We start from the raw sequence: 22,110 nt of genomic DNA, 5'->3' as shown, positions 1-22,110 counted from the left end.
CGAACCGAGCGCCTTTTTCATGTTTGGGATGCGATTACTTCTGACCAGCCGCAGATGCGCCCGGCGCGCCACCCTGCTGCTCGAGCTTCTTGCGCTGCTCCTCGGCCTTCTTCTGAAGCTCTTCCTGGAGCTTCTTCTGGGTTTCCTCGAACACCTTGGGATCGGTCGGCGGACCGTCATAGGCCTTCTGGAATTCGCCGGCGAGCGGCAGCGGCAGGGTCAGCGGCGCGCCGTTGGCATTGATCGCCTGGACAACGAGATTCTGGCCCTTCTTCATGTTGTTGATGAGTTCGGGCGTGGCCTCGTAGTCGGACATGCAGCCGTTCTGGAAGCAGATCACATACGGTTGCTGCAGCGGGGGATTGTTGTCCACGATGATGCGGGTGCCATGAACCAGCTGCATGCCGAGCGGCAGCGTCACGCGCAGGATCTTCTTGGGCTCGCCTTCCGGTTCGATGATGACGGCCGCGATGACCGGCTGGCCTGATTCGATGCGGCCGTCTTTGCCGGTGAAGCAGACCTGCTTGGCGTTGGCGTCCTGGCCCTTGAGGCAGAACTTGGTCCAGGGGGCGTAGATCAGCTGGATCTGCTGGTCGGCGGGCTGCGCCGCGCCCTGCTGGGCCGGAGCGCTCTGGGCGGGAGCCTGCTGGGCCTGCGGAGACGCCGCGGGCGCCGGAGCCTTGGGAGCAGCCTTGGGAGCCGCTTTCGGGGCGGCCTTCGGCGCGGCGGGCGCGCCCGGGGCCGGCGCAGGGGTCTGGGCCTCGGCGGCAAACGGAACGGCCAACGCCGTCGCCGTCAACAGGGCGAGAAGTCGCCCGCGCGGCCGGACGGACGCGGCCAAGTAACGAAAATTCATTGCGGAAAACCCTTTCTGAACGGGAAGTGCCCGAACCGCTCCGAAGCGCCGAACCTGGCCGCCTTGGGCGCGGCTCTCTCCCCGTCAATTGAGGCGGATAAGTGACGGGCTCGACGCTCTTGCGCGATTGCCCGCCTTCTTAACGTGGCCGACGAAAAGATCAATGCCGACAACCGTCTTTGACCGGGCTGGTGCCAACGCTCCATCAAATTCCCTGTGATAGGATTCAAGCCCGCCGGTCCCCGAATCACCGTGTGCCGATGTTCATGTTCCTGCGCCTTCTCGAGGGCTCCGGCGTCCGCCTCTGCGCCCTCGCCCTTGCTCTGGCCACCGGACTATCGGCAGGCGCCCGGGCCGAGGAGGCCCATGCCATCGCCATGCACGGCAAGCCGGCGATGCCGGCCGATTTCACCCACATGCCCTACGCCAACCCCGATGCCCCCAAGGGCGGCCGCCTGACCTGGGGTATTCTCGGCACCTTCGACAGCCTCAATCCCTTCATCGTGAAGGGATTGGCGGTGCAGCCGGTCCGCAGCTACGTCGTCGAGAGCCTGCTGGCGCGCGGCCAGGATGAGCCGTTCACGCTGCACGGCCTGCTCGCCAGGACGGTCGAAACCAATGACGAGCGAAGCTTCGTCACGTTCCGCCTCGATCCCCGCGCCCGCTTCTCCGACGGCAAGCAGGTAGCGGCCGAGGACGTGCTGTTCTCCTGGCAATTGCTGCGCGACCACGGCCGCCCCAATCACCGGCAGTACTACGCCAAAGTCGCCAAGGCCGACGCGCCGGATTCCCTCACCGTCCGTTTCGACCTCACCGGCGCCAACGACCGAGAGCTGCCGCTGATCCTCGGCCTGATGCCGATCCTGCCGAAGCACGCGGTCGATGTCGCGACCTTCGAGGAGACGACGCTGGCGGCGCCGGTCGGCTCCGGTCCCTATCGCGTGACCGCGGTGAAGCCGGGCGCCAGCGTGACGCTCACCCGCAATCCCGATTACTGGGGCCGCGACCTCGCCATCAATCGCGGGCTCTACAATTTCGACGAGATCAGGCTCGATTATTTTCGCGAGGCCAACGGCCAGTTCGAGGCCTTCAAGCGCGGCCTCTACGATTTCCGGGTCGAGAACGAGCCCTTGCGCTGGCACGACGGCTACGATTTTCCGGCCGCCAGAAGCGGCGAGGTGATCCGCGACACCATCAAGCCCGGCGTGCCGCAGCCTTCCGAATTCCTGGTGTTCAACGCGCGACGTCCGATCTTCGCCGACGTCCGCGTGCGGCAGGCCTTGACGCTGCTGTTCGATTTCGAGCTGGTCAATCGCAACTATTTCTTCGGCCTCTATTCGCGTGTGGCCGGCTATTTCGCCGGATCGGAGCTGTCGGCCTATGGCCGCCCTGCGGATGCGCGCGAGCGTGAGCTGCTGAAGCCCTTCGCCGCGCAGATCCCGCGCGACGTCATGGACGGCAGCTACCGCCTGCCGGTCACCGACGGCTCGGGGCGCGATCGCACCACCCTGCGCGCCGCGCTCAAGCTGTTGTCGGAGGCCGGCTACGATCTCGAAGGAACAGTGCTGCGCAATCGCGCGACCAAGGCGCCCTTCACCTTCGAGATCATGGTCACGACCCGCGACCAGGAGCGCATCGCGCTCGCGTTCCAGCGCGACCTCAAGCGTGCCGGCATCGAGCCGAGCGTTCGCTCGGTCGATCCCGTGCAGTTCGACCAGCGCCGGCTCGCTTACGAGTTCGACATGATCCAGAACCGCTGGGACCAGTCGCTGTCGCCCGGCAACGAGCAGTATTTCTATTGGGGCAGCGCCGCCGCCGACAATCCCGGCACTCGCAATTACATGGGCGCCAGGGATCCCGCGGTCGATGCCATGATCGCTGCCCTGCTCGAGGCCCACGAACGTACGGATTTCGTCTCGGCGGTGCGCGCGCTCGACCGCGCCCTGATCGCGGGCTTCTATACGATCCCGCTGTTTAACGTACCGGAGCAATGGATCGCGCGCTGGAATCGGATAGAACGGCCCAAGGCCACCTCGCTCTCGGGCTATTTGCCGGAGACCTGGTGGTCGAAGGGGCCGCCGCAAGCTCAACAAGCAAAGTGACGCCGTGAACCAGCCAGCAATATCGCCGACGCTCGACACGCTGTTTCAGCGCACGCTGACGCGGCAGCCGCACGCAACCGCTCTGCTCGATCCCCTCAACAAGGCGCGCGTCACCGGGCATCAGCCGCGGCGGATGAGCTACGCCGAGGCCGACACGGCCATCGAGGCACTGTCGGCGCATTTCGTCGAATCGGGGCTGCCGGCCAATTCCATCGTTGCGATCCAGTTGCCGAACACGGTCGAGTTCGTGCTCACCGTGCTCGCCGCCCATCGCGCCGGCCTCGTCGTCGCCGTGCTGCCGCTGCTGTGGCGCCATGCGGAACTGACCGCGGCGCTCAACCGCACCGCGGCGCGCGCCATCGTCACCATGAGCACGGTCGACGGCATCGGCCATGCAGACCTCGCGATGCACGCCGCTGCCGAGGCGTTCTCGATCCGTCATGTCTGCGGCTTCGGAGGCAATCTGCCCGAGGGCATGGCTTCGCTCGACGACGTTCTGGCCCGCCCGCCCGGCACCACGCGCGCCGTGATCCAGGACGGCCGCAAGGCGGCGATGATCTCCTTCGACGTCACCGCGGAGGGCTTTCGCCCCGTGCCGCGGCCGCATTTCAGCCTGATTGCCGGTGGCCTCGCGATGTCGCTCGAAGCCGACATCAAGCAAGGCGCAACCGTGATGGCGGCATTCACGCCGATGTCGTTTGCAGGCCTCGCCTCCTCCCTCGCGGTGTGGCTGCTCTCGGGCGGAACGCTGGCGCTGCATCATCCCTTCGACAACGAGGTGCTGGAGCAGCAGATCAACGAGCACGAGTGCGAGGTGCTGATCGCGCCCGCACAGTTCGCGCTGCGCCTCGGCGATGCCGGCCTGGCGGCGCGGATGCCGAGCTTACGCAACGTCATCGGCCTGTGGCGCGCGCCCGAGCAGGTCGCGGCGAGCGATGCCTGGATCGCGCCGCATGCACCGCTGACCGACGTCTATCTGTTCGGCGAGGCCGGATTGTTCGGCGCCCGCCGCGGCGAGGACGGCATGCCGGTGCCGGTGATGCCCGGGCCGCACGGCGCCCCGCGCGAGCAGTCGGGCTCCTCCATCGCCGGCGAGATCCTGCTGACCTCGAAGGGCACGCTCGGCCTGCGCGGGCCGATGGTACCGATCGCAGCTTATGCCCCGCCGCAGCCGGTCGGCGAGACGCTGACGGCGCAGCCGCCGCGCGATTATGTCGACACCGGCTATGCGGCGCGGCTCGACCGTACCAGCGGCGCAATCTGCATCACCGCGCCGCCTTCCGGCATCATGGCGGTCGGCGGCTACCGTTTCCTCTCCAACGATCTCCAGGAATGGGCGCGCCGGCTCGGCCAGGGCGCCCTGCTCACGGCGCTGCCCGACCGCCTCTCCGGGCACCGGCTTGCCGGGCGCGCCCAGGACAATGCCCGCGCCCGCGAGGCGCTCAGCGAGCTCGGGCTTAACCCCCTGATGGTTGAGGCTTTTCGCGACCGCTCCGGGCCTGCTTGAGCACAGTTTCGCCTGTCACATTGACGCAGCATTAAGGCGACCCGACTAGACTGCGCGGCATCTGTTGCGTGATCTCGAGTCTATTGATGTCCCAGGCGGGCCCGATCCTGTTTGTGTCCGATGCCCAGCGCCCGGCCTTCGTGGCGGCGCTGGACGAGGCCCGGCTGTTTCCCGTGGTCGACAGCGATTGGGCCGGCGCGGCGCGCGCGGTCGAAGCGGTGCAGCCGGCCGCGGTTCTCGCCGCGATGCATGCCGGACACGAGCCGCATGTGACGCTCCTCGCAAGGAAGATCGCCGATCAATCGCCTTACGTTCCCTTGGTGGCCCTGAATGCGGCGGGCATGCTGCCGCACAACGCCCTGCCCTTCTCCTCGCGCGGCGGCAATCCCGACCGCCTGATCGCGCGGCTCCGTGCCGCGCTACGCGTGCGCACACTGCATGCAACGGTGCTGCGCCGGCTGCCGGAAGCGAAGGTCACGCTGCCGGCGGGCGATCCCGCACGCGACGCCACCGTGCTGCTGATCGGTCGCGGCGCTGCCTATCCCGCGCTCTCCGTCGCGCTGGGTGAGCGCGTCGGCGTGGTCGGCGCGCTCTCGATCGAGGCCGCCGCCAAACACCTCAACACCCGCGACCTCGACGGCGTTGTGCTCGCCGAAGGTTTCACCGCGCGCGTGACCGATGCCTTCCTCACGGTGCTCGCGGAGGACACCCGCTTCCGCAGCCTGCCCGTGATCGTCACCGCGCACCAGCTGGCGCAAACTTACGACCTGCCCAATCTCGAGCTGATCCAGGGCGAGCCGGCCAAGGTCGCCGCCAACGCGCTGCCCTTGATCCGCCAGCACGCGATGGAAGCGCAGCTGAGCCGCACGCTGCGCTCAATCGATGCCGGCGGCTGGCTCGATCCACGCAGCGGCCTGCTCACGACGGAAGCCTTTGCCCGGGATTTTGCCAAGGCAGTGGAGCAGACGCTCGCCCGCGGCGGCGGCCTCTCGGTCGCCCGCTTCGCCTTCGATCCCAATAATTCCCGCGCCCAGCTCGATGCCGCACGTATCCTCAGCCGCCTGATGCGCCAGATGGATTTTGGCGCGGCACAGAAGGACGGCTCCGTCATCGTCGTGTTCGCGGAGACCGACTTCCGCACCGCTCATATGATCGCCCGCCGCCTGTCCGCGGTGATGCGGCACACGTCCAATGGCAAGCACGAGATGCGCAGCGATCCCGTCGTCAGCGTGGACTCGCTATCGCCGTCGGATACGGCAAGGTCACTGCTGGCGCGGCTGTCGGCGGACGCGTCGCGGGCGGCCTCGTAGTTTTCTCGCGCGCTATCGCAACAAGCACCGTCATTGCGAGCGCAGCGAAGCAAATCCAGACTGTCTCTGTGGGAAGATTCTGGATTGCTCACATGGGGATTTGGTGTGTCAAGGCGGTTTGTTCAGCTCTTTGTTCGATTGCAGGCCAGCTCTTCGTCCCGACCGTGGAGCACGTGGGATGGCGCGCGCAGATCGAGTCAAGGTCGGCCCGGAGGGCCGTCGCGAAGCGACTTGGCCTTGACTCGAGCGAGCACGCCATCAGGCTTTGGCAGTCGGGGCAGCGGGCGGATAACTCCTTTTCGTCAGGCGATCCAAGGGTCGAGCCGGTTTTTGCAATCTGGTTTGCTTGCCAGATCAAACTCACATTCGGTCGCCGCGCGGCGGCGGCTGCACCAACATTCCGCTTGCGGCGGGCAGGCTCGAGAGGACGAGACCATTCTTCGTTACGGCGTTTGAAGCCATGCAATCCATCGGTTCGTCCACCCGGATCGGCCGAGGCTGATCAATCTCGGCGGATTGGCTTTGAGGCTGAGGAGCGTGGTGTCAGGCGGCGGCCTTTATCTCGGCTCCCTCGATCACCACGCCCGCGGTCACGTACTTCCAGAGGGCCACGAGCAGCTTGCGCGCGAGCGCCACGATCGCGCGCTTGCGGCCGCGTTGGCTGTGCACCTTGAACCACTGGGTCAAAGCCGATTGAGGCTGGTGGCGTACCCAGAGCCAGGCGAGCTGGATCATCGTGGTTCTCAGGCGCGGATTGCCAGCCTTCGACACGCCTTGCTCGCGCTCGATGCCGCCACTGCGCCATGGCGTGGCTGCAAGGCCGGCATAGGATGCAATCTGGCGGCGGTTGGCGAACTGCCGGTAAAAGGCCTCCGACCAGAGAACGGCCGTGAAGTTCGGGCCCAGGCTCTTCAGTTCGAGCAGCATTGCCACCGGGTTCGATACGGTCTTCTCCCCCGCCGCCTTGCTCGCGGCCAGCAACGCATCCTGCTCGCGCTCCACCGCCGTGATCTGGTCGAGCAGCAGTTCGAGCCGGTCGAGTTCGCGGCTGATCTGCGCCTTCAGATGCGCCAGCAAGGCGCGCCCGTCGCCCGTCCGCAAGGCCTCCAGCCGCTTCCGCCGGTCTCGCCGCAGCGGCGCGTAGTCGAAGATCCCTTGCGCGAACAGAAGACCCTTGATCCGGTTCACATGCTCGATCCGCTCCGCGATCAAGGTCTCTCGCTCGCGGCACAGCCTACGGCGGTCCTCCTCTGCCGGAGAGGGCGCAACGACCATGGCGCAGACCCGTACCTCGCCGCGCTTGTAGGCCAGCAGCGTCCGCAACAGCGTCTCGCCATCCAGCCGGTCCGTCTTGGCCCGCCGGCGCCGGCGCGGCGTCGCAATCGAGGCCGGATCGACTACGTGGCTCTCGATGCCTTCCTGCTGCAGGGCGCGGTGAAGCCAGAACCCGTCCAGCCCCGCCTCCTGGATCGCGATGAGCGGATAGCTCTCACCCGTTCGCGCCTGCGCCTTGCGCTTCAGCTCCGCAAACAGCTTCAACAGTTCCGAAAGGTCGCCGGCCTTCATGCTGCGTTTGGACATCTTCTCGCCCTTGCAGGGCGACAGCGAAGTGACCAGCCATGTCGAACGGCTCAGTTCCAATGACACAAAAATTGCGCCAAACTGCGTGCGGATAGCGGCCAGTCCGTCGGAAGGATGATCGAGCAACATCGTCGTCTCCAGGTTGAATGGATTCAGCAACCCTCAGTCTGGCCTCAGACCTGGTCGCTATCCACTCCCCATGGAATCTTCGTCGCAAGGGCTCCACGCAATGACGTGGTGAGACTGGTGCCCTACGCCGCCTTCTTGCTCTCGGCGAGCTGCGCCAGCTGCCGCATGATCTCGGTCGTGCCGGCGAGGCGCTCTTCCGGCGTCTCCCAGTCCTGCAGGAACACCACCTTCATGTCGGGCCGCACCTTGGCGGCCTGGCCATGGCTGCGGATGAAGGTCACGAGGCGGTCGGGATGGGCGAAGGAATTGTCGCGGAAGACGATGACGGCGCCCTTCGGGCCGGCGTCGATCTTCTCGACATTGGCGCGTCGGCAGAACGCCTTGATCGCGGCGACCTTGAAGAGGTAGCGCACCTCGTCCGGCAGCACGCCGAAGCGATCGCGCATCTCGGCGCCGAAGTTCTCGATCTCCTCCTCGGTGTCGAGATCGGCAAGACGCCGGTACAGCGACAGCCGCACCGAGAGGTCGCTGACGTAATCCTCGGGGATGAGCACGGGCATGCCGATGGTGATCTGCGGCGACCAGCGGTCGGCGGCGGGCTCGGAGACGCCGGCCTTGAGATTGACGATCGCCTCCTCCAGCATCGACTGGTAGAGCTCGAAGCCGACCTCCTTGATGTGGCCGGACTGTTCCTCGCCGAGCAGATTGCCGGCGCCGCGGATGTCGAGGTCGTGCGAGGCGAGCTGGAAGCCGGCGCCCAGTGTCTCCAGCGATTGCAGCACGGTGAGCCGGCGCTCGGCCTGCGCGGTGATCTTCTGCTGCGCCGGCAGCGTGAACAGCGCATAGGCGCGCAGCTTGGAGCGGCCGACGCGGCCGCGGAGCTGGTAGAGCTGGGCGAGGCCAAACATGTCGGCGCGGTGCACGATCAACGTGTTGGCGTTGGGGATGTCGAGGCCCGACTCGACAATCGTCGTGGACAGCAGAATGTCGAACTTGCCGTCGTAGAATGCGGTCATGATGTCCTCGATCACGGCGGGCGGCATCTGGCCGTGCGCGACCGCGACCTTCATCTCCGGCACGTTCTTGTCGAGGAAGTCCTTGACCTCGGCGAGGTCGTCGATGCGCGGCACCACGTAGAACGCCTGGCCGCCGCGATAGCGCTCGCGCAAGAGCGCCTCGCGGATCATCAAGGGATCGTGCGGGGCGACGAAGGTGCGCACCGCAAGTCGGTCGACAGGGGGCGAGGCGATGATCGAGAGCTCGCGGACGCCGGTCAGCGCCAGCTGCAGCGTCCGCGGGATCGGCGTCGCCGACAGCGTCAGCACGTGGACCTCGGCACGCAGCGCCTTCAGCCGCTCCTTGTGGCTGACGCCGAAATGCTGCTCCTCGTCGACGATGAGCAGGCCAAGGTCGCGGAATTTGATGGTCTTGCCGAGCAGCGCGTGCGTGCCGACGACGATGTCGACGGAGCCGTCGGCAATGCCCTTCTTCACCTCGTTGAGCTGTTTGGTGGGGATCAGCCGTGAGGCCTGCGCGATGTTGACCGGGAAGCCTTTGAACCGCTCGACGAAGGTCCTGTAGTGCTGGCGCGCCAGCAGCGTGGTCGGCACCACGACCGCGACTTGCTTGCCGTCGAGCGCCACCGCAAAGGCGGCGCGCAGCGCCACCTCGGTCTTGCCGAAGCCGACGTCGCCGCAGATCAGCCGGTCCATGGGGCGGCCCTTTTCGAGATCCTTCAGCGTGGACTCGATGGCGCCGAGCTGGTCCTCGGTCTCGTCATAGGGAAAGCGCGCGCAGAATTCGTCATAGAGACCCTGCTGCACCGGCAATTTCGGCGCCTCGTGCAGCATGCGCTCGGCCGCGATCTTGATCAGCTCGCCCGCGATCTCGCGGATGCGGTTCTTGAGTTTAGCCTTGCGGGTCTGCCAGCCCGAACCGCCGAGACGATCGAGCTCGACACTGGTCTGATCGGAGCCGTAGCGCGACAAGAGCTCGATGTTCTCGACCGGGAGGAACAACTTGGTCTCGGCGGCATAATGCAGCTCGAGGCAGTCATGCGGCGCGCCGGCAACGTCGAGCGTCTGCAAGCCGATGAAGCGGCCGATGCCGTGCTCGACATGGACGACGATGTCGCCGGCAGCCAGACTCGTCACCTCCGAGATGAAATTGTCGAGCTTGCGGCTCGCCTTGCGCGGCCGCACCAGGCGGTCGCCCAAGATGTCCTGCTCGCTGATGACAGCGATCTCGTCGGTCTCGAAACCGCTTTCGAGGCCGAGCACGGCCAGCATGGTCTCGTTGCGCGGCGTCGCCTGCACCGTGCGCCAGCTGTTGACGCTGGTGGTATGGGCGAGCTTGTGGTCGCGCAGCATCGAGGTCATGCGGTCGCGCGAGCCTTCGGTCCACAGCGCAATCACCACCTTCTTGCGCTGCGCCTGCAGTGCCATGACGTGGCTGACCACGGACTCGAACACGTTGACGCTTGTGTCGTTGCGCTCCGGCGCGAAATCGCGGCCCTTGCGCGCGCCGGCATCGACGACGCCGGTGCCGTCGGTCGGCACCGAGAATTGCGTCAGACGAGCCAACGGGATCTCGCCGAGGCGCCTGGTCCATTCCTCGTCGGTCAGATAGAGCCGGTCGGGCGGCAGCGGCTTGTAGATGGCGCCGCCGCCGGGATGCTCCATCGCCTCGCGGCGGGCCTGGTAGTAGTCGAGGATCTGCTTGAACCGCTCGCGGACGGCGTCCTCGGCCTGCGGCTCGATCGCAACAGTCGCGCCTTGCAGATAATCGAACAGCGTGTCCATGCGGTCCTGGAACAGCGGCAGCCAGTGCTCCATGCCGGGATGGCGGCGGCCTTCGCTGACGGCCTCGTAGAGCGCATCATCACGCTCGGGCGCGCCGAACTCGGCGACATAGCCCATACGGAAACGGCGGATGGTATCGGTGACGAGCTGGAACTCGGAGACCGGCACGAGATCGAGCGAGCGCATGTCGAGCAGCGTGCGCTGGGTCTCGGCATCGAAGGAGCGGATCGATTCCAGGCTGTCGCCGAAGAAGTCGAAGCGGACCGGCTGCTCGAGCCCGGCCCGAAACAGGTCGAGGATGCCGCCGCGCACGGCGTATTCGCCGGGCTCGCGCACGGTCGAGGAACGGTTGTAGCCGTTGTGCTCGAGCCAGGCGACGACGGTGTCCATCGGCACGACGTTGCCCGGTGCGACCGACAGCGCCTGCGCCGCGACGAGCTCGCGTGCGGGCACGCGCTGCACCACGGCGTTCACCGTGGTCAGCACGATCAGTGGCTTGTCGCTGCCGCTGAGCGAGGCCAGCCGCGCCAGCGTGGTCAGGCGCTGCGCGAGGATGCCACCATGCGGCGAGACGCGGTCATAGGGCTGGCAATCCCAGGCCGGAAAGGTCAGCACCGGCAGATCGGGCGCAAAGAATTGCAGTGCGCGTTCGAGCTGCTGCATGCGCCCGCCGTCGCGGCAGACCACCGCGAGGCTGACCGCCGGCTTCTTCGGCCGCGCCGCAATGGCGCGGGCGAGATCGGAGACGACGAGGCCTTCCGCGCCTTCTGCGACATTGGCGAGCGTCAGCGCGCGGCCGGGCGCGAGCAGCTCAGCCGGAGATTTCATGCCCTGCTTCATGCGTTGCCGTCCGCGATCGGATAGGCCTTGATGCGGGCGAACAGCGCGCCGGTGACGTCGGCCGGCAGCACCTTGTCGCCGGTGATGGCGGCATAGAGATCGGGATCGTTGACTTCGAGCAGGCGCTCGAGCTCACCGAGCTCGGCGTCGGACAGATTGCCGATCTCGGCATCGGCGAAGCGGCCGAGGATCAGATCCATCTCGCGCGTGCCGCGATGCCAGCAGCGGAACAAAAGCCGCTTGCGGCGGTCATCAAGGCCGCTGCTCGATCGTGTCGTTCCCGTCATGTCTCAAATCCAGTCAAACGCAGAAAGCCCGGACGTGCCGGGCGGGTGTGATATAGCCACTCGGGGTGGCCATGTCAGCCCTCGATTTGGCATGGGCCGGTGCCGGCGCAGGGCACGAAAAAAGACGTGGATGCCCGGCATAAAGCCGGGCATGACGGGCCGAAACGATCCTAGATTCGTCTCATGCGCCCCAGCCTGCTCAATCCACTGTTTGCTCCCGTGACCAGCCTGCCCGGCGTCGGTCCCAAGCAGGACAAGCTGCTGCAGTACCTGCTCGGCCGGAGCCAGACGCCGCGGCTGGTCGATCTGCTGTTGCATCTGCCGAGCCAGGTCATCGACCGCCGGGCGCGGCCAAAAATCCGCGACGCCGCCGTTGGAACCATGGTGACGCTGGAGGTCACCGTCGATCGCCACCGCCCGCCTCCGCCGCGCAACGCGCGCGCCCCCTATCTGGTGTACGCCAGCGACGACACCGGCGATGTCGTTCTGACCTTCTTCCGCGCCAAGCCGGGCTATGTCGAAAAACTGCTGCCGATGGGCGCGAAGCGCTACGTCTCCGGAACGCTGCAGATGTATGACGGCATCCCGCAGATCGTGCATCCTGATCGCGTGCTCGACGAGGAGGCGATCTCAAAGCTCTCCGGGATCGATCCGGTCTATCCGCTAACCGAAGGGCTCGCGCTCGGCTCGCTCCGCCGCGCGATCGCGCAGGCGCTGCAGAAGCTGCCCGCTCTGCCGGAATGGATCAGTCCCGAGGTGCTGCGCCGTTGCAATTTTCCCCCCGTCGCGGAAGCGCTGACGCGTGTGCACCAACCGGTCGAGCTCACGGACATTTTGCCCGATCATCCGTTCTGGTCACGACTCGCGTTCGATGAGCTTCTGGCCGGGCAGCTCGCGCTCGCGCTGATCCGCGCACAGCTGCGTCGGCCGGCCGGCGTCCGCAATGCCGGCGACGGCCACCTGCGCAACAAGATCATCGACGCCCTGCCCTACGCACTGACGCCCTCCCAGCGTGGCGCCGCGGCCGCTATCGCCGAGGATCTGAAGCAGCCGGTGCGCATGCTGCGCCTGCTCCAGGGCGACGTCGGCTCGGGCAAAACGGTCGTCGCGCTGCTCGCGGCCGCCGCGGTCGCCGAAGTCGGCAAGCAGGCCGCGCTGATGGCGCCGACGGAAATTTTGGCGCGCCAGCACATCAAGACCATCGCTCCGCTCGCCGAGCGCGCCGGCATGCGGGTTGCGATCCTCACCGGCCGCGAGAAGGGCAAGGAGCGGCGCGAGATCATCGCCCAGCTCGCAGAAGGCGAAATCGACCTTCTCGTCGGCACTCACGCGCTGATCCAGGATGACGTGATCTTCCATGATCTCGCGCTTGCCATCGTCGACGAGCAGCACCGTTTTGGCGTGCGCGAGCGCCTCGCGCTCACGTCCAAGGGCGAGGCCGTCGACGTGCTGGTGTTGAGCGCGACGCCGATCCCGCGCACGCTGGTGCTGACCTATTTCGGCGACATGGACATCTCCGAGTTGCGCGAAAAGCCCGCCGGGCGCCAGCCGATCGACACCCGCGCGGTGCCGATGAGCCGCATCAGCGAGGTCATGGAGGGTGTCGGCCGCGCGCTCGAAGCCGGCAAGCTGGTCTACTGGATCTGCCCGCTGGTCGACGAATCCGAGGCCGAAGGCACCGAGCACTTGACCAATGCGACCAAACGGTTCGAGAGCCTGCAAAAACGCTTCGGCGAACGTGTCGGGCTCGTCCACGGCCAGATGAAAGGCACGGAAAAGGACCGTGTGATGGGCCAGTTCGCTGCGCATGAGATCGGGCTCCTGGTCGCCACCACCGTGGTCGAGGTCGGCGTCGACGTCCCGGCCGCGACCATCATGGTGATCGAGAATGCCGAGCGCTTTGGCCTCGCCCAGCTGCACCAGCTGCGCGGCCGCATCGGGCGCGGCTCGGAAGCCTCGACCTGCATCCTGCTCTATGGTGAGCCGCTCGGCGAGATGTCGAAGGCGCGGCTGAAAGTGATTCGCGAGACCACCGACGGCTTCCGCATCGCCGAGGAGGACCTGAAGCTGCGCGGCGAAGGCGATGTGCTGGGCGTGCGCCAGAGCGGTCTGCCCGGCTACCGCATCGCGCGCCCTGAGGTGCACGGCCAGCTCATCTCCCAGGCCCGCGACGAGGCGTTGCGCATCCTGAAGGATGATCCGAAGCTAAAAGGCGAGCGCGGCGAGGCGCTGCGGTGCTTGCTGTATCTTTATGAACGCGACGAGGCGATCCCGTTGATCGGTGCGGGCTGAAGCGTTCCCATGCGCCCGAGGCAAGGACAATGCAATTGCCCCAATGAAAGATACGGTCATTGCGAGCTGGCTCACATTCAGGGACCGATCACTGGTGCTAAAGATTATATTGGAACTGTCCCCACATCCCCTGCTGGAGGTAGATCATGCAGTTCATCTCCACCGAATGGCAGTCCACTTCGACGGCTCCCTCAGACGGAGATCTCGAAATCTGCGCGCTGGACTTTGATGGTATCGTCCACTCGCTTCCTTTTCCTTGTCACAAGGACGGATCCAATTGGGTCGATCGAACGGGCAAAACGCACGCCGACATTCAGCCGACCCATTGGCGCATATGGGCCAATCCAGGCTGATCCGTCGCCAGCGCAATGCCGACGGGAAGCGATACTCGGTCAAGGCGGTCCAGCACACACCCGCCGTTGCCGCTTTGTGTGCACGCACAGAACTCTTGGCGTAGCCCGATCCCGGGGCCGCGGAACGGACGCACTATCGCCCTGTTAATTAATCAAGGGCGGCGCAGACAGGAAGGAGCAGACCATGAGGGCTCCCACCACCATCGCCGCGCTCGCGATCTTACTCGGCGCGCCCGCAGTATCGCTCGCGCAACCGGGTGGGCAAGGTGCAGTTGAATTGAGCGACGGCACAACGATATCGCAACATCCATCCCTGCCGAAACTCAGCCTCACCAACGCGCAGCGCGAGCAGATCCGCAAGACCGTGCTGACCGAGCATAACGATATCCAGTTCCGGCTGAAGACCACCCAGCCAGCCAAGGACTTTACCCCTGCCGTTGGCGCAACGCTTCCAAAAGGTGTCAAGGCTCAAGGACTGCCCGCGCAGGTGCTCGCGCAATTGCCGGAGCTGCGCGATTATATGTACGTCAAGATGAAGGATCAGGTGCTGATCGTGGACGGCATGACCAACAAGATCGTCGATATGTTCTCGGAGACGCAACCACTGTCCTAGCCCAAGGTCTTGGCGCAAGACATTCGACAGATCGCGCATACAGGTAGGCTCTAGTCCTTCTTCGGGACATTCGCCGCGAACGCCTTCATCAGCGCGGCGTCCGCCGCCTCACCGTTCGCATCCTCCGCCAGATGCTCGAACCACTTCGCAAAGCCTTCATAGATCTGGCTGGCCGGATGATCCGGCCCCAAGAATCCCGAAATCTCCCGCATCTCGGCGACCCAGCGATACGCCTTCGGGATCATGTCCGGCAACGCCACTTCGAGGCGTGCCAGAATTGCAGGCTGGCTGAGCGCGAGCTCGTCGCGGAGCGCATCGGCTGCGCCTGCCTTCGTGGCCGCAATCACCATGGCCGAGCCGATGCCGGCGAGGCCCTTGACGATGCCGGCGTAGGACATCTTGAGCGCAGAGGCCGCGCCGACCGGGCCTTCGACGATCCGCACGTCGAGACCGAGGTCTTTCAGCACGCCGACGTCCTTGGCATGCTCGCCCGACATGTAGAAGGCGGGGCCCTTGCCGCCGGGCTGCGGCGGAAATCCGATGATGCCGGCATCGACGAACGGCGCCTGCGCCGAGCCGATGATCTCCTCGATTCTTTGCACCGTATCGACATTGACGGCGTTGCAGTCGACCACGACCGGCTTCTTCTCGCGCCTGACGATCAGCGAGGCAAGGCGTTCGGCCAGCGCGACGGCTTCGCCCGGCGGCACGATCGAGAGGATGATGTCGGCGTCCGCAATCTCATCGTCCTCGGCGCCGACCATGCCGGCGTCTGCCGCCCGTTTCAGCGTCGCCTCGCTCCGGCCCTTCAGCGACGTCAGCACGCGTGCGCCGTTTTCGCTGAGCCGGCGGGCCACGGCACTGCCCATGGCACCGGGGGCGAGGATCGCAATGGTTTTGGACATCGTGCACTCCAGGTCGACTTCCGAGCGGCACGCTCGGTTCAACCCGAGAATAGCAGAGGCCGAATGCGGCCGCGTGGTCGTGGCCATCCCGCGACGGAATAGCCCTACTCCGCCTTCGCAGGCTCGGGTTGGAGCTTGGAGGCATTGGCAATACGCGCGGCGTTCGCCACGCCGGCAAGCGCCGCCGCCTTCTTCGGATCGGGTGCCGAGCCCGGCTGCACCACGCCGGCCGACATGATCAGCGTCGCGGCATCCTCGGCGCTGAGGTCGACCTCGATGATCTTGCTCTTCGGAACATAGAAGAAGAAACCGGTGGTCGGGTTTGGCGAGCACGGCAGGAACACCGAGACGTGCTCCTCCTGTCCCGGCAGGTTGCGTGCGATGTCCTCGTTCGGCGATTGCGAGATCAGCACGATCGACCACATGCCCGGCGAGGGAAATTCGACGAGGCCGACTTTGCGGAAGCTCGAGCCTTTGCCCGAGAACAGCGTCTCGAACACCTGCTTCAGGCCGCGGTAAATGGCACGCACCGCAGGGATCCGGCCCAGGAAGGTCTCGCCGACATCCACCAGCGTGCGGCCGATCAAATTGGCCGCGAGGAAGCCGACCAGCGTCAGCGTGAAGAATGCGACAATCAGTCCCCAGCCGGGGACGCCATAGGGCAGATAGGTTTCCGGCCGATAGGCCAGCGGCACGAACGGCCGCACCACGCCATCGACCCAGGTGACGAACCACCAGACCAGATAGAGGGTGATCGCGATCGGTCCCGTCACCACGAGGCCGGTGAGAAAATAGTTGCGGAAGCGGCCCATCAGGCCGGTATGCGGTTCCGGAACGGGGTCAAGAGGCGCAGGCGCGTCGTCGCGGGGGGTCATTCGGGTTCCAGGTCGGTCGCTTCAAACAAGCTAGGGTCTTCTAGCAGGTTTTGGAAGACTGCGACTGACCGATATCCCGTCTGCCTACTCCACGGTCACTGATTTCGCGAGGTTGCGCGGCTGGTCGACATCGGTCCCCATCACGACAGCCGTGTGATAGGCGAGCAGCTGCACGGGGACGGCATAGACCATCGGCGTGAAGGCCGCTGCCATATCGGGCATGACGATGGTGACGAGGGACTCGACGGTCGCCTCCGCTGCGCCCTTGGCGTCGGTCATCAGGATGATGTTGCCGCCGCGCGCGGCGACTTCCTGCATGTTGGAAACGGTCTTCTCGAACACGCGGTCGTGGGGTGCGATGACGACGACCGGCATGGTCTCGTCGATCAGCGCGATCGGCCCGTGCTTGAGCTCCCCGGCGGCATAGCCTTCGGCATGAATGTAGGAGATCTCCTTCAGCTTCAGCGCGCCTTCGAGCGCCAGCGGGAAGCTGGTGCCGCGACCGAGATAGAGCACGTCGCGCGACTTGGCGATCCGGTGGGCGAGCTTCTCGATCTGGAGCTCGGTGGTGAGCGCGTCTGCCATCAGGCGCGGGACCTCGACGAGGCCATGGACCAGCTCGGTCTCGTCCTCCTCGGACAATTTGCCACGGGCCTTGCCGGCCGCGATCGCAAGGTTTGCCAGCACCATGAGCTGACAGGTGAAGGCCTTGGTTGAAGCAACGCCGATCTCGGGACCGGCCAGCGTCGGCAGCACGATTTCGCTCTCGCGCGCGATCGTCGAGGTCGGCACGTTGACGACGGCGATCGTGTGCACGCCCTCGGCCTTGGCATAGCGCAGCGCGGCCAGGGTGTCGGCGGTCTCGCCCGATTGCGAGATGAAGATGGCGAGGTCGCCCTTGCGCAAGGGCGTCTCGCGGTAGCGGAATTCGGAGGCGACGTCGACCTCGACCGGCACACGCGCGAAGCGCTCGAACCAGTATTTTGCGACGAAACCGGCATAGCTCGCGGTGCCGCACGCCGTGATGTTGATGCGCTGGATGTTCTTGAAGTCGAAGGGGAGCTTGACCGGCAGCGCGACGCGCTCGGTCGCCATATCGACGTAGCGTGCCAGCGTGTGGCCAACCACTTCCGGCTGCTCGTGGATCTCCTTCGCCATGAAGTGGCGATAGTTGGCCTTGTCGACCAGCGAAGTCGAGGCGGCGTGCCTGATCTTGTCGCGCTGGACGGTGTAGCCGTCCTTGTCGAAGATCGTTGCGCTGTTGCGGGTCAGCACAACCCAGTCGCCGTCCTCGAGATAGCTGATCGTATCGGTGAACGGCCCGAGCGCGATGGCATCGGAGCCGAGATACATCTCGCCGTCGCCGTAACCGATCGCCAGCGGCGGTCCGTTGCGGGCACCGATCATGAGGTCATTGTCGCCGGCGAAGATGAAGCCGAGCGCGAAGGCGCCGCGCAGGCGCGCCAGCGTCAGCTTGACGGCTTCCACCGGCTTGTTGCCGCGCGCCAGCAGTTCGTCGACGAGATGCAGCACGATCTCGGTGTCGGTCTCGGTGTGGAACACCGTGCCCTTCGCCTCGAGCTCCTCGCGCAGCTCGCGAAAATTCTCGATGATGCCGTTGTGCACCACGGCGACATGCTCGGTCGCGTGCGGATGGGCGTTGTTGACGGTCGGCTTGCCGTGGGTGGCCCAGCGGGTATGCCCGATGCCGGTGGTGCCCTTGAGCGGCTCGGCCTCGAGCCGCTTCTCCAGATTCTTCAGCTTGCCCTCGGCGCGGCGACGCTCCAGGTGCTTGCCCTCGAGCGTGGCAACGCCCGCGGAATCGTAACCGCGATATTCGAGACGTTTGAGCGAATCCACCAGTTGCTCTGCAACCGCTTCGCGACCGAGAATGCCGACAATTCCGCACATGCGGATCACTATCCCCCAAATCCGTCGAAAAATCGCCTAAACGACGCGCTCGATTTTTAGCGAAGTTCCCAAGGAACCGGAAACTCAATAATTATTGCTGATTGAGACAGCACGGGGCCCGCGCCCCCTACTTCGCCTGCGTCGAATTGGCAGGCCTTAAACCGCGCGCGTTAACTCGTTGTCAACATGTTTGACCAACGATTCCAGTCAGGAGAACAAGCCCATGAAAGGCTCGTCCGACCGCAAGGGTCTGTCGTCGATGTATCTGCGCGCCAGCGAGACAACGGGCACGCACCTTGCGCATTGGCCGCCGCCCCAGCGCGGCAAGGAAAGCAAGCCGGTCTTCGTCAAGCATGTGCGAGGCGAACCGGCCAAGCGCGCCAAGCCCCGCGGCTGGCGCCTGACCCGCGCCATCTTCTCCGAATTCGCCGACGACGAATAAGGCGGCATAAGAAGACCCCCAAGGTGAGGAGCGCGAAGCGCGTCTCGAACCATGAAGGCCCGCATCTCGCTCGCGGCCATCCTTCGAGACGCCCGCTTCCAGCGGGCCCTCAGGATGAGGTCGCAGTGTGCTGCGACACAATAGAAGCGCCGCTCATTTCTCCGGCTTCTTGCCGCCGGTCTTCATCTCGCGATAGCGAGCGGCGCCGCCTTCGCGGATGGTCTGCTGGTTGCGCTCCAGCGCCATCGCGTCGTCGGGTACATCCTTCGTGATCACCGAGCCCGAGCCGATATAGGCGCCGTTGCCGATTGTCACCGGTGCGACCAGCGAGGAGTTGGTGCCGACGAAGGCGCCCTGCCCGATCACCGTCTTGTGCTTTTTGAATCCGTCATAGTTGCAGGTGATGGTGCCGGCGCCGATGTTGGAATTGGCGCCGACGGTGGCGTCGCCGATGTAGGAGAGATGGTTGACCTTGACGCCGGCCTCCAGCGTCGCCGCCTTCGTCTCCACGAAATTGCCGATGCGAGCGCCGTCGCCGAGCGAGGTGCCGGGCCGCAGCCGCGCATAGGGGCCGATCGACACCTTCTTGCCGAGCTTGGTCTCGACGATATGCGAGAACGAATGGATCACCGTGCCGTCCGCGATCGACACGCCGGGGCCGATTACCACGAATGGCTCGATGGTCACGTCCTTGCCGAACACGGTATCGGCGGACAGATACACCGTCTCCGGCGCGATCAGCGTGACGCCGGCCTCCATCGCCGCTTTGCGCAATCGCGCCTGCATCACGCTTTCTGCTTCGGCAAGCTGTGCCTTGGTGTTGATGCCGCGCACCTCGTCCTCGCTGGTCTCGATCACCACGGACTCCCATCCCTGCTTGCGGACGATTTCGACCGCGTCCGTCAGATAATATTCGCCCTTGGAATTGGCATTACCGATCTGTCCGAGGATGTCGAGCGCCCGGCGCCCATCCATCGCCATCACGCCGGCGTTGCACAGCTCGATCTTGCGCTCCTCTGCGCTGGCGTCGGCCTGCTCGCGGATCGCGACCAGACGCTCGCCCTCGACGATGAAGCGGCCATAACCGGTGGGATCGGCGGCGCGGAAGCCGAGCGCGGCGATTGCGGCGCCCCTTGCGAGCGGCGCGCGCAGCCGCGCAAAGGTCTCGGCCGAGATCAGCGGCGTGTCGCCGAAGGCAATGAGGAGATCATCCGCGCCTCGCGCGATTGCCTCCCGCGCCGCCAGCACCGCATGCGCGGTGCCAAGGCGTTCGCCCTGCACGAAGGTGAGCGCGTCGGGGCGGATGCGCTTTGCCTCCTCCACGACTGCCTGATGATCGGGGCCGACCACCACCGCCAGCGAGCTGCCGGTTTCTTTGGGCGCCGCAGCGAGCACATGGGCGAGCAGCGTCCGAGAAGCCACGGGATGCAGCACCTTCGGCAGGCTCGATCGCATGCGCGTGCCTTCGCCGGCGGCGAGCACGATCGTGAGACTGGAACGGGCGGTCATCGAAATCCTGACAGATAGTGCCGAATCAATTCGGCGCGACGGGCAGCGAGGCCCTCAGAAGCTATCGCCTTGCTACCCCCGCAAACGCCCGGAATTCAAGTGCGGCGCGCTTTTCCTGTTAATGTTCCCTGATTGATTCGGGGAAGCCGGACAGGGCTGGGCGCTTAATATTCATGGCAAAGGATTCCGACCCACTGGCGGATGCCTTCGGCACCAAGGAGACCGGCGGGCTGTTCTCCGGACTTCTGGCCGAGGAAAACGCGCTCGACCGGCGTATGATGTGGCGGCTGGGCTCGTGGGGCGTGGCGGCCGTGGGCGCCGTCGTCCTTGCCGTGATGGCCAACCAGGCCCAGCTCGGCTGGCGACGCGACCAGGTTGCGTCCGTCGATCTCGCGCACCAGGCCGACCGGCTCCAGATGCTGACGAAGGAGAGCCAGAACGAGGCGCGCCGACTCGCCGCCGCCATCGAGACGTTGAACAGCGACCGCGACCGCCTGTATTCGCGCGTCACCGTCCTCGAGCAAGGGCTCGATTCCGTCACCGGCGCCATTGCCAAGCAAACCGCCACGCCGCTGGGCCTGAAGCCGCAGGACGCAGCGCCAGCACCCAGCGTCGCGCCGGTCGCCTCGACCCCGACGCCGGCGGGCGAGAAGCCGCGCACCGAAGCCGCCAAGGATTCTCAGAAGGACACTGCGACGCAAACGTTGAAAGAGCCGGCGAGCCCACCGCCGCAGACCGCGGCCGCCGCCTCGCTCGTGCAACAGACGCCGGCAATGAACTCCGCGCTGCCGACCATTCCCCTGGTGCCGTCCAAGTCGCTCATGGCGCCGCCGGATCCGGCCGCATCGAAACTGGTTCAACCCGAGGCAGCTGAAAAGCCCGCTGAGAAGAAGGCCGAGCCGGCGTCCGGCGCGGCTGAGGTCGTCGCGGCGGCAACCAAGCCGCCCGACGCAGCCGAGAGCGAATCCGCAGCGATCGCGGTTCAGCAGACGCGCTTTGCGATCGATCTCGGCGGCGCCAACTCGATCGACGGCCTGCGCGCGCTCTGGCGCAGCCTGACCAAGTCCAATCCCGAGATCGCCGCGCTGCGGCCGATCATCATGATCAAGGAAGGCACCACCGGCCTCGGCATGCAGCTCCGCTTGGGGGCCGGCCCCCTGGTCAACGCCGCCGTCGCGGCAAAATTCTGCGCCGGCCTCGCCGAGAGCGACCGCCACTGCGAGACCACCATATTCGACGGCCAGCGCCTGTCGATGCGTGGCGGTCAGGACAAAGCGCAAGAAAAAGCGCAAGAAAAAGGGCAAGAAAAAGCGCAAGAGAAAACTCAAGACAGGGCTCAAGAGAAGAGTTCGGAGAAGAACCAGGACGCGGTCCCGCAAGCCGAAACCGCGCCCCCGCCGAGCGCAAAGCCCGAGAAGCCGCAGCGCCGCCGCAGCTATTCCTCAAAACGCTCGAAGCACGAGGAGCCCGCGCCCGCTCCCGCGGCGCAGCCTGCGCCGGCGCCGGCGAAACCGGAGGCGTCGTCAGCATCCACAGGATCGACGCTGTCGTCGTTCTTCAGGCGCTAGGATGGACTCCGCTTCCACCTGAACGCACGCTGGATGACGGTATCCTGTCGCGCGCGCAGGCGGACTCAGATCTCAGTCCGTCATGGAAACCAGCCGCCGATTGCCAAGTTGTCCCGGTCGTGAACCGAAGCGGCCGACATGCGAAATCGCTCGTGCCCGCCTCCATGACCAAGGGAGACACAGGTGAAGACATTCATCATCGCAACGGCAGCTGTTCTCGCGGCATCCG

Annotated in this window: 16 protein-coding genes; 8 read left to right on the top strand and 8 right to left on the bottom strand. The window is 65.7% G+C overall.

The window, feature by feature from the left end; genetic code table 11:
• Positions 1-34: 34 nt before the first annotated feature.
• A complete protein-coding gene (locus tag P6U27_RS17835; RefSeq protein ID WP_122403214.1) occupies positions 35-856 on the bottom strand; it encodes an invasion associated locus B family protein in 822 nt (273 codons plus the stop codon).
• 260 nt (positions 857-1,116) lie between these two features.
• Here P6U27_RS17835 and P6U27_RS17830 point away from each other — a divergent pair, with 260 nt between their 5' ends.
• The 3 genes from P6U27_RS17830 to P6U27_RS17820 all read left to right on the top strand — a co-directional run bounded on the left by P6U27_RS17830 (position 1,117) and on the right by P6U27_RS17820 (position 5,775).
• Positions 1,117-2,958 carry an extracellular solute-binding protein gene (locus P6U27_RS17830; RefSeq protein ID WP_407194455.1) on the top strand — a complete coding sequence of 614 codons (1,842 nt, stop codon included), beginning with the start codon at positions 1,117-1,119 and terminating at the stop codon, positions 2,956-2,958.
• A gap of 4 nt (positions 2,959-2,962) precedes the next feature.
• Complete coding sequence (locus tag P6U27_RS17825; protein WP_122403212.1) at positions 2,963-4,465, top strand: class I adenylate-forming enzyme family protein; 1,503 nt, start codon at positions 2,963-2,965, stop codon at positions 4,463-4,465.
• Positions 4,466-4,551: 86 nt separating this feature from the next.
• Positions 4,552-5,775 (top strand): GGDEF domain-containing protein, encoded by a 1,224-nt coding sequence (locus tag P6U27_RS17820; protein WP_129143473.1) that lies wholly within the window; start codon positions 4,552-4,554, stop codon positions 5,773-5,775.
• A gap of 543 nt (positions 5,776-6,318) precedes the next feature.
• Here the strand turns inward: P6U27_RS17820 and P6U27_RS17815 are convergent.
• The 3 genes from P6U27_RS17815 to P6U27_RS17805 form a co-directional block, all read right to left on the bottom strand.
• A complete protein-coding gene (locus P6U27_RS17815) occupies positions 6,319-7,485 on the bottom strand; it encodes an IS110 family transposase (RefSeq protein ID WP_122406309.1) in 1,167 nt (388 codons plus the stop codon).
• A 122-nt stretch (positions 7,486-7,607) separates the two neighbouring features.
• Positions 7,608-11,126, bottom strand: a complete 3,519-nt coding sequence (gene mfd, locus P6U27_RS17810; protein ID WP_407194327.1) for a transcription-repair coupling factor — start codon at positions 11,124-11,126, stop codon at positions 7,608-7,610.
• On the bottom strand, positions 11,123-11,413 hold the full coding sequence (locus P6U27_RS17805; RefSeq protein ID WP_122403209.1) for a succinate dehydrogenase assembly factor 2: 291 nt from the start codon (positions 11,411-11,413) through the stop codon (positions 11,123-11,125). The genes mfd and P6U27_RS17805 overlap by 4 nt, the downstream gene beginning before the upstream one ends.
• Positions 11,414-11,596: 183 nt before the next feature.
• On the opposite strand from P6U27_RS17805, the gene recG reads away from it, so the two are divergent.
• From recG to P6U27_RS17790, 3 genes are all read left to right on the top strand, one after another.
• Entirely contained in the window at positions 11,597-13,705 is a 2,109-nt protein-coding gene (gene recG, locus P6U27_RS17800; protein WP_122403208.1) for an ATP-dependent DNA helicase RecG, read from the top strand.
• Between the two features lie 146 nt (positions 13,706-13,851).
• Positions 13,852-14,058, top strand: a complete 207-nt coding sequence (locus P6U27_RS17795; protein WP_122403207.1) for a hypothetical protein — start codon at positions 13,852-13,854, stop codon at positions 14,056-14,058.
• A gap of 184 nt (positions 14,059-14,242) precedes the next feature.
• Entirely contained in the window at positions 14,243-14,671 is a 429-nt protein-coding gene (locus tag P6U27_RS17790) for a DUF1236 domain-containing protein (RefSeq protein ID WP_122403206.1), read from the top strand.
• A gap of 50 nt (positions 14,672-14,721) precedes the next feature.
• Here P6U27_RS17790 and P6U27_RS17785 read toward each other — a convergent pair whose 3' ends face one another.
• The 3 genes from P6U27_RS17785 to glmS form a co-directional block, all read right to left on the bottom strand.
• On the bottom strand, positions 14,722-15,576 hold the full coding sequence (locus P6U27_RS17785; RefSeq protein ID WP_122403205.1) for an NAD(P)-dependent oxidoreductase: 855 nt from the start codon (positions 15,574-15,576) through the stop codon (positions 14,722-14,724).
• Between the two features lie 104 nt (positions 15,577-15,680).
• Positions 15,681-16,451, bottom strand: coding sequence for a DUF502 domain-containing protein (locus P6U27_RS17780; protein ID WP_122403204.1), 771 nt, complete (start codon positions 16,449-16,451; stop codon positions 15,681-15,683).
• 84 nt (positions 16,452-16,535) lie between these two features.
• Entirely contained in the window at positions 16,536-18,362 is a 1,827-nt protein-coding gene (gene glmS / locus P6U27_RS17775; protein WP_122403203.1) for a glutamine--fructose-6-phosphate transaminase (isomerizing), read from the bottom strand.
• 223 nt (positions 18,363-18,585) lie between these two features.
• Here glmS and P6U27_RS17770 point away from each other — a divergent pair, with 223 nt between their 5' ends.
• On the top strand, positions 18,586-18,804 hold the full coding sequence (locus P6U27_RS17770; protein WP_122406665.1) for a hypothetical protein: 219 nt from the start codon (positions 18,586-18,588) through the stop codon (positions 18,802-18,804).
• A 153-nt stretch (positions 18,805-18,957) separates the two neighbouring features.
• Here the strand turns inward: P6U27_RS17770 and glmU are convergent, their stop codons facing one another.
• The gene (gene glmU, locus P6U27_RS17765) at positions 18,958-20,313 is read right to left on the bottom strand and encodes a bifunctional UDP-N-acetylglucosamine diphosphorylase/glucosamine-1-phosphate N-acetyltransferase GlmU (protein ID WP_122403202.1); all 1,356 of its coding nucleotides are present in this window, start codon (positions 20,311-20,313) and stop codon (positions 18,958-18,960) included.
• A 173-nt stretch (positions 20,314-20,486) separates the two neighbouring features.
• On the opposite strand from glmU, the gene P6U27_RS17760 reads away from it, so the two are divergent.
• Positions 20,487-21,881: a hypothetical protein gene (locus tag P6U27_RS17760; protein WP_407194326.1), complete on the top strand. Its 1,395-nt coding sequence runs from the start codon at positions 20,487-20,489 to the stop codon at positions 21,879-21,881.
• Positions 21,882-22,110 lie beyond the last annotated feature (229 nt).

The organism is Bradyrhizobium sp. STM 3566, from assembly GCF_045571445.1.
Taxonomy (GTDB): Bacteria; Pseudomonadota; Alphaproteobacteria; order Rhizobiales; family Xanthobacteraceae; genus Bradyrhizobium; species Bradyrhizobium vignae.
The sequence above is the reverse complement of the archived record's forward strand: the minus strand, read 5'-3'. Positions and strand labels throughout refer to the sequence as shown.

What these genes read in the sequence shown, in the direction of transcription:
- P6U27_RS17760 (WP_407194326.1), top strand. Translation starts at nt 20,487, where the DNA reads ATGGCAAAGGATTCCGACCCACTGGCGGATGCCTTCGGCACCAAGGAG.
- P6U27_RS17835 (WP_122403214.1), bottom strand. Translation starts at nt 856, where the DNA reads ATGAATTTTCGTTACTTGGCCGCGTCCGTCCGGCCGCGCGGGCGACTT.
- P6U27_RS17785 (WP_122403205.1), bottom strand. Translation starts at nt 15,576, where the DNA reads ATGTCCAAAACCATTGCGATCCTCGCCCCCGGTGCCATGGGCAGTGCC.
- P6U27_RS17805 (WP_122403209.1), bottom strand. Translation starts at nt 11,413, where the DNA reads ATGACGGGAACGACACGATCGAGCAGCGGCCTTGATGACCGCCGCAAG.
- glmU (WP_122403202.1), bottom strand. Translation starts at nt 20,313, where the DNA reads ATGACCGCCCGTTCCAGTCTCACGATCGTGCTCGCCGCCGGCGAAGGC.
- P6U27_RS17790 (WP_122403206.1), top strand. Translation starts at nt 14,243, where the DNA reads ATGAGGGCTCCCACCACCATCGCCGCGCTCGCGATCTTACTCGGCGCG.
- P6U27_RS17780 (WP_122403204.1), bottom strand. Translation starts at nt 16,451, where the DNA reads ATGACCCCCCGCGACGACGCGCCTGCGCCTCTTGACCCCGTTCCGGAA.
- P6U27_RS17830 (WP_407194455.1), top strand. Translation starts at nt 1,117, where the DNA reads ATGTTCATGTTCCTGCGCCTTCTCGAGGGCTCCGGCGTCCGCCTCTGC.
- glmS (WP_122403203.1), bottom strand. Translation starts at nt 18,362, where the DNA reads ATGTGCGGAATTGTCGGCATTCTCGGTCGCGAAGCGGTTGCAGAGCAA.
- recG (WP_122403208.1), top strand. Translation starts at nt 11,597, where the DNA reads ATGCGCCCCAGCCTGCTCAATCCACTGTTTGCTCCCGTGACCAGCCTG.
- mfd (WP_407194327.1), bottom strand. Translation starts at nt 11,126, where the DNA reads ATGAAGCAGGGCATGAAATCTCCGGCTGAGCTGCTCGCGCCCGGCCGC.
- P6U27_RS17815 (WP_122406309.1), bottom strand. Translation starts at nt 7,485, where the DNA reads ATGTTGCTCGATCATCCTTCCGACGGACTGGCCGCTATCCGCACGCAG.
- P6U27_RS17795 (WP_122403207.1), top strand. Translation starts at nt 13,852, where the DNA reads ATGCAGTTCATCTCCACCGAATGGCAGTCCACTTCGACGGCTCCCTCA.
- P6U27_RS17820 (WP_129143473.1), top strand. Translation starts at nt 4,552, where the DNA reads ATGTCCCAGGCGGGCCCGATCCTGTTTGTGTCCGATGCCCAGCGCCCG.
- P6U27_RS17770 (WP_122406665.1), top strand. Translation starts at nt 18,586, where the DNA reads ATGAAAGGCTCGTCCGACCGCAAGGGTCTGTCGTCGATGTATCTGCGC.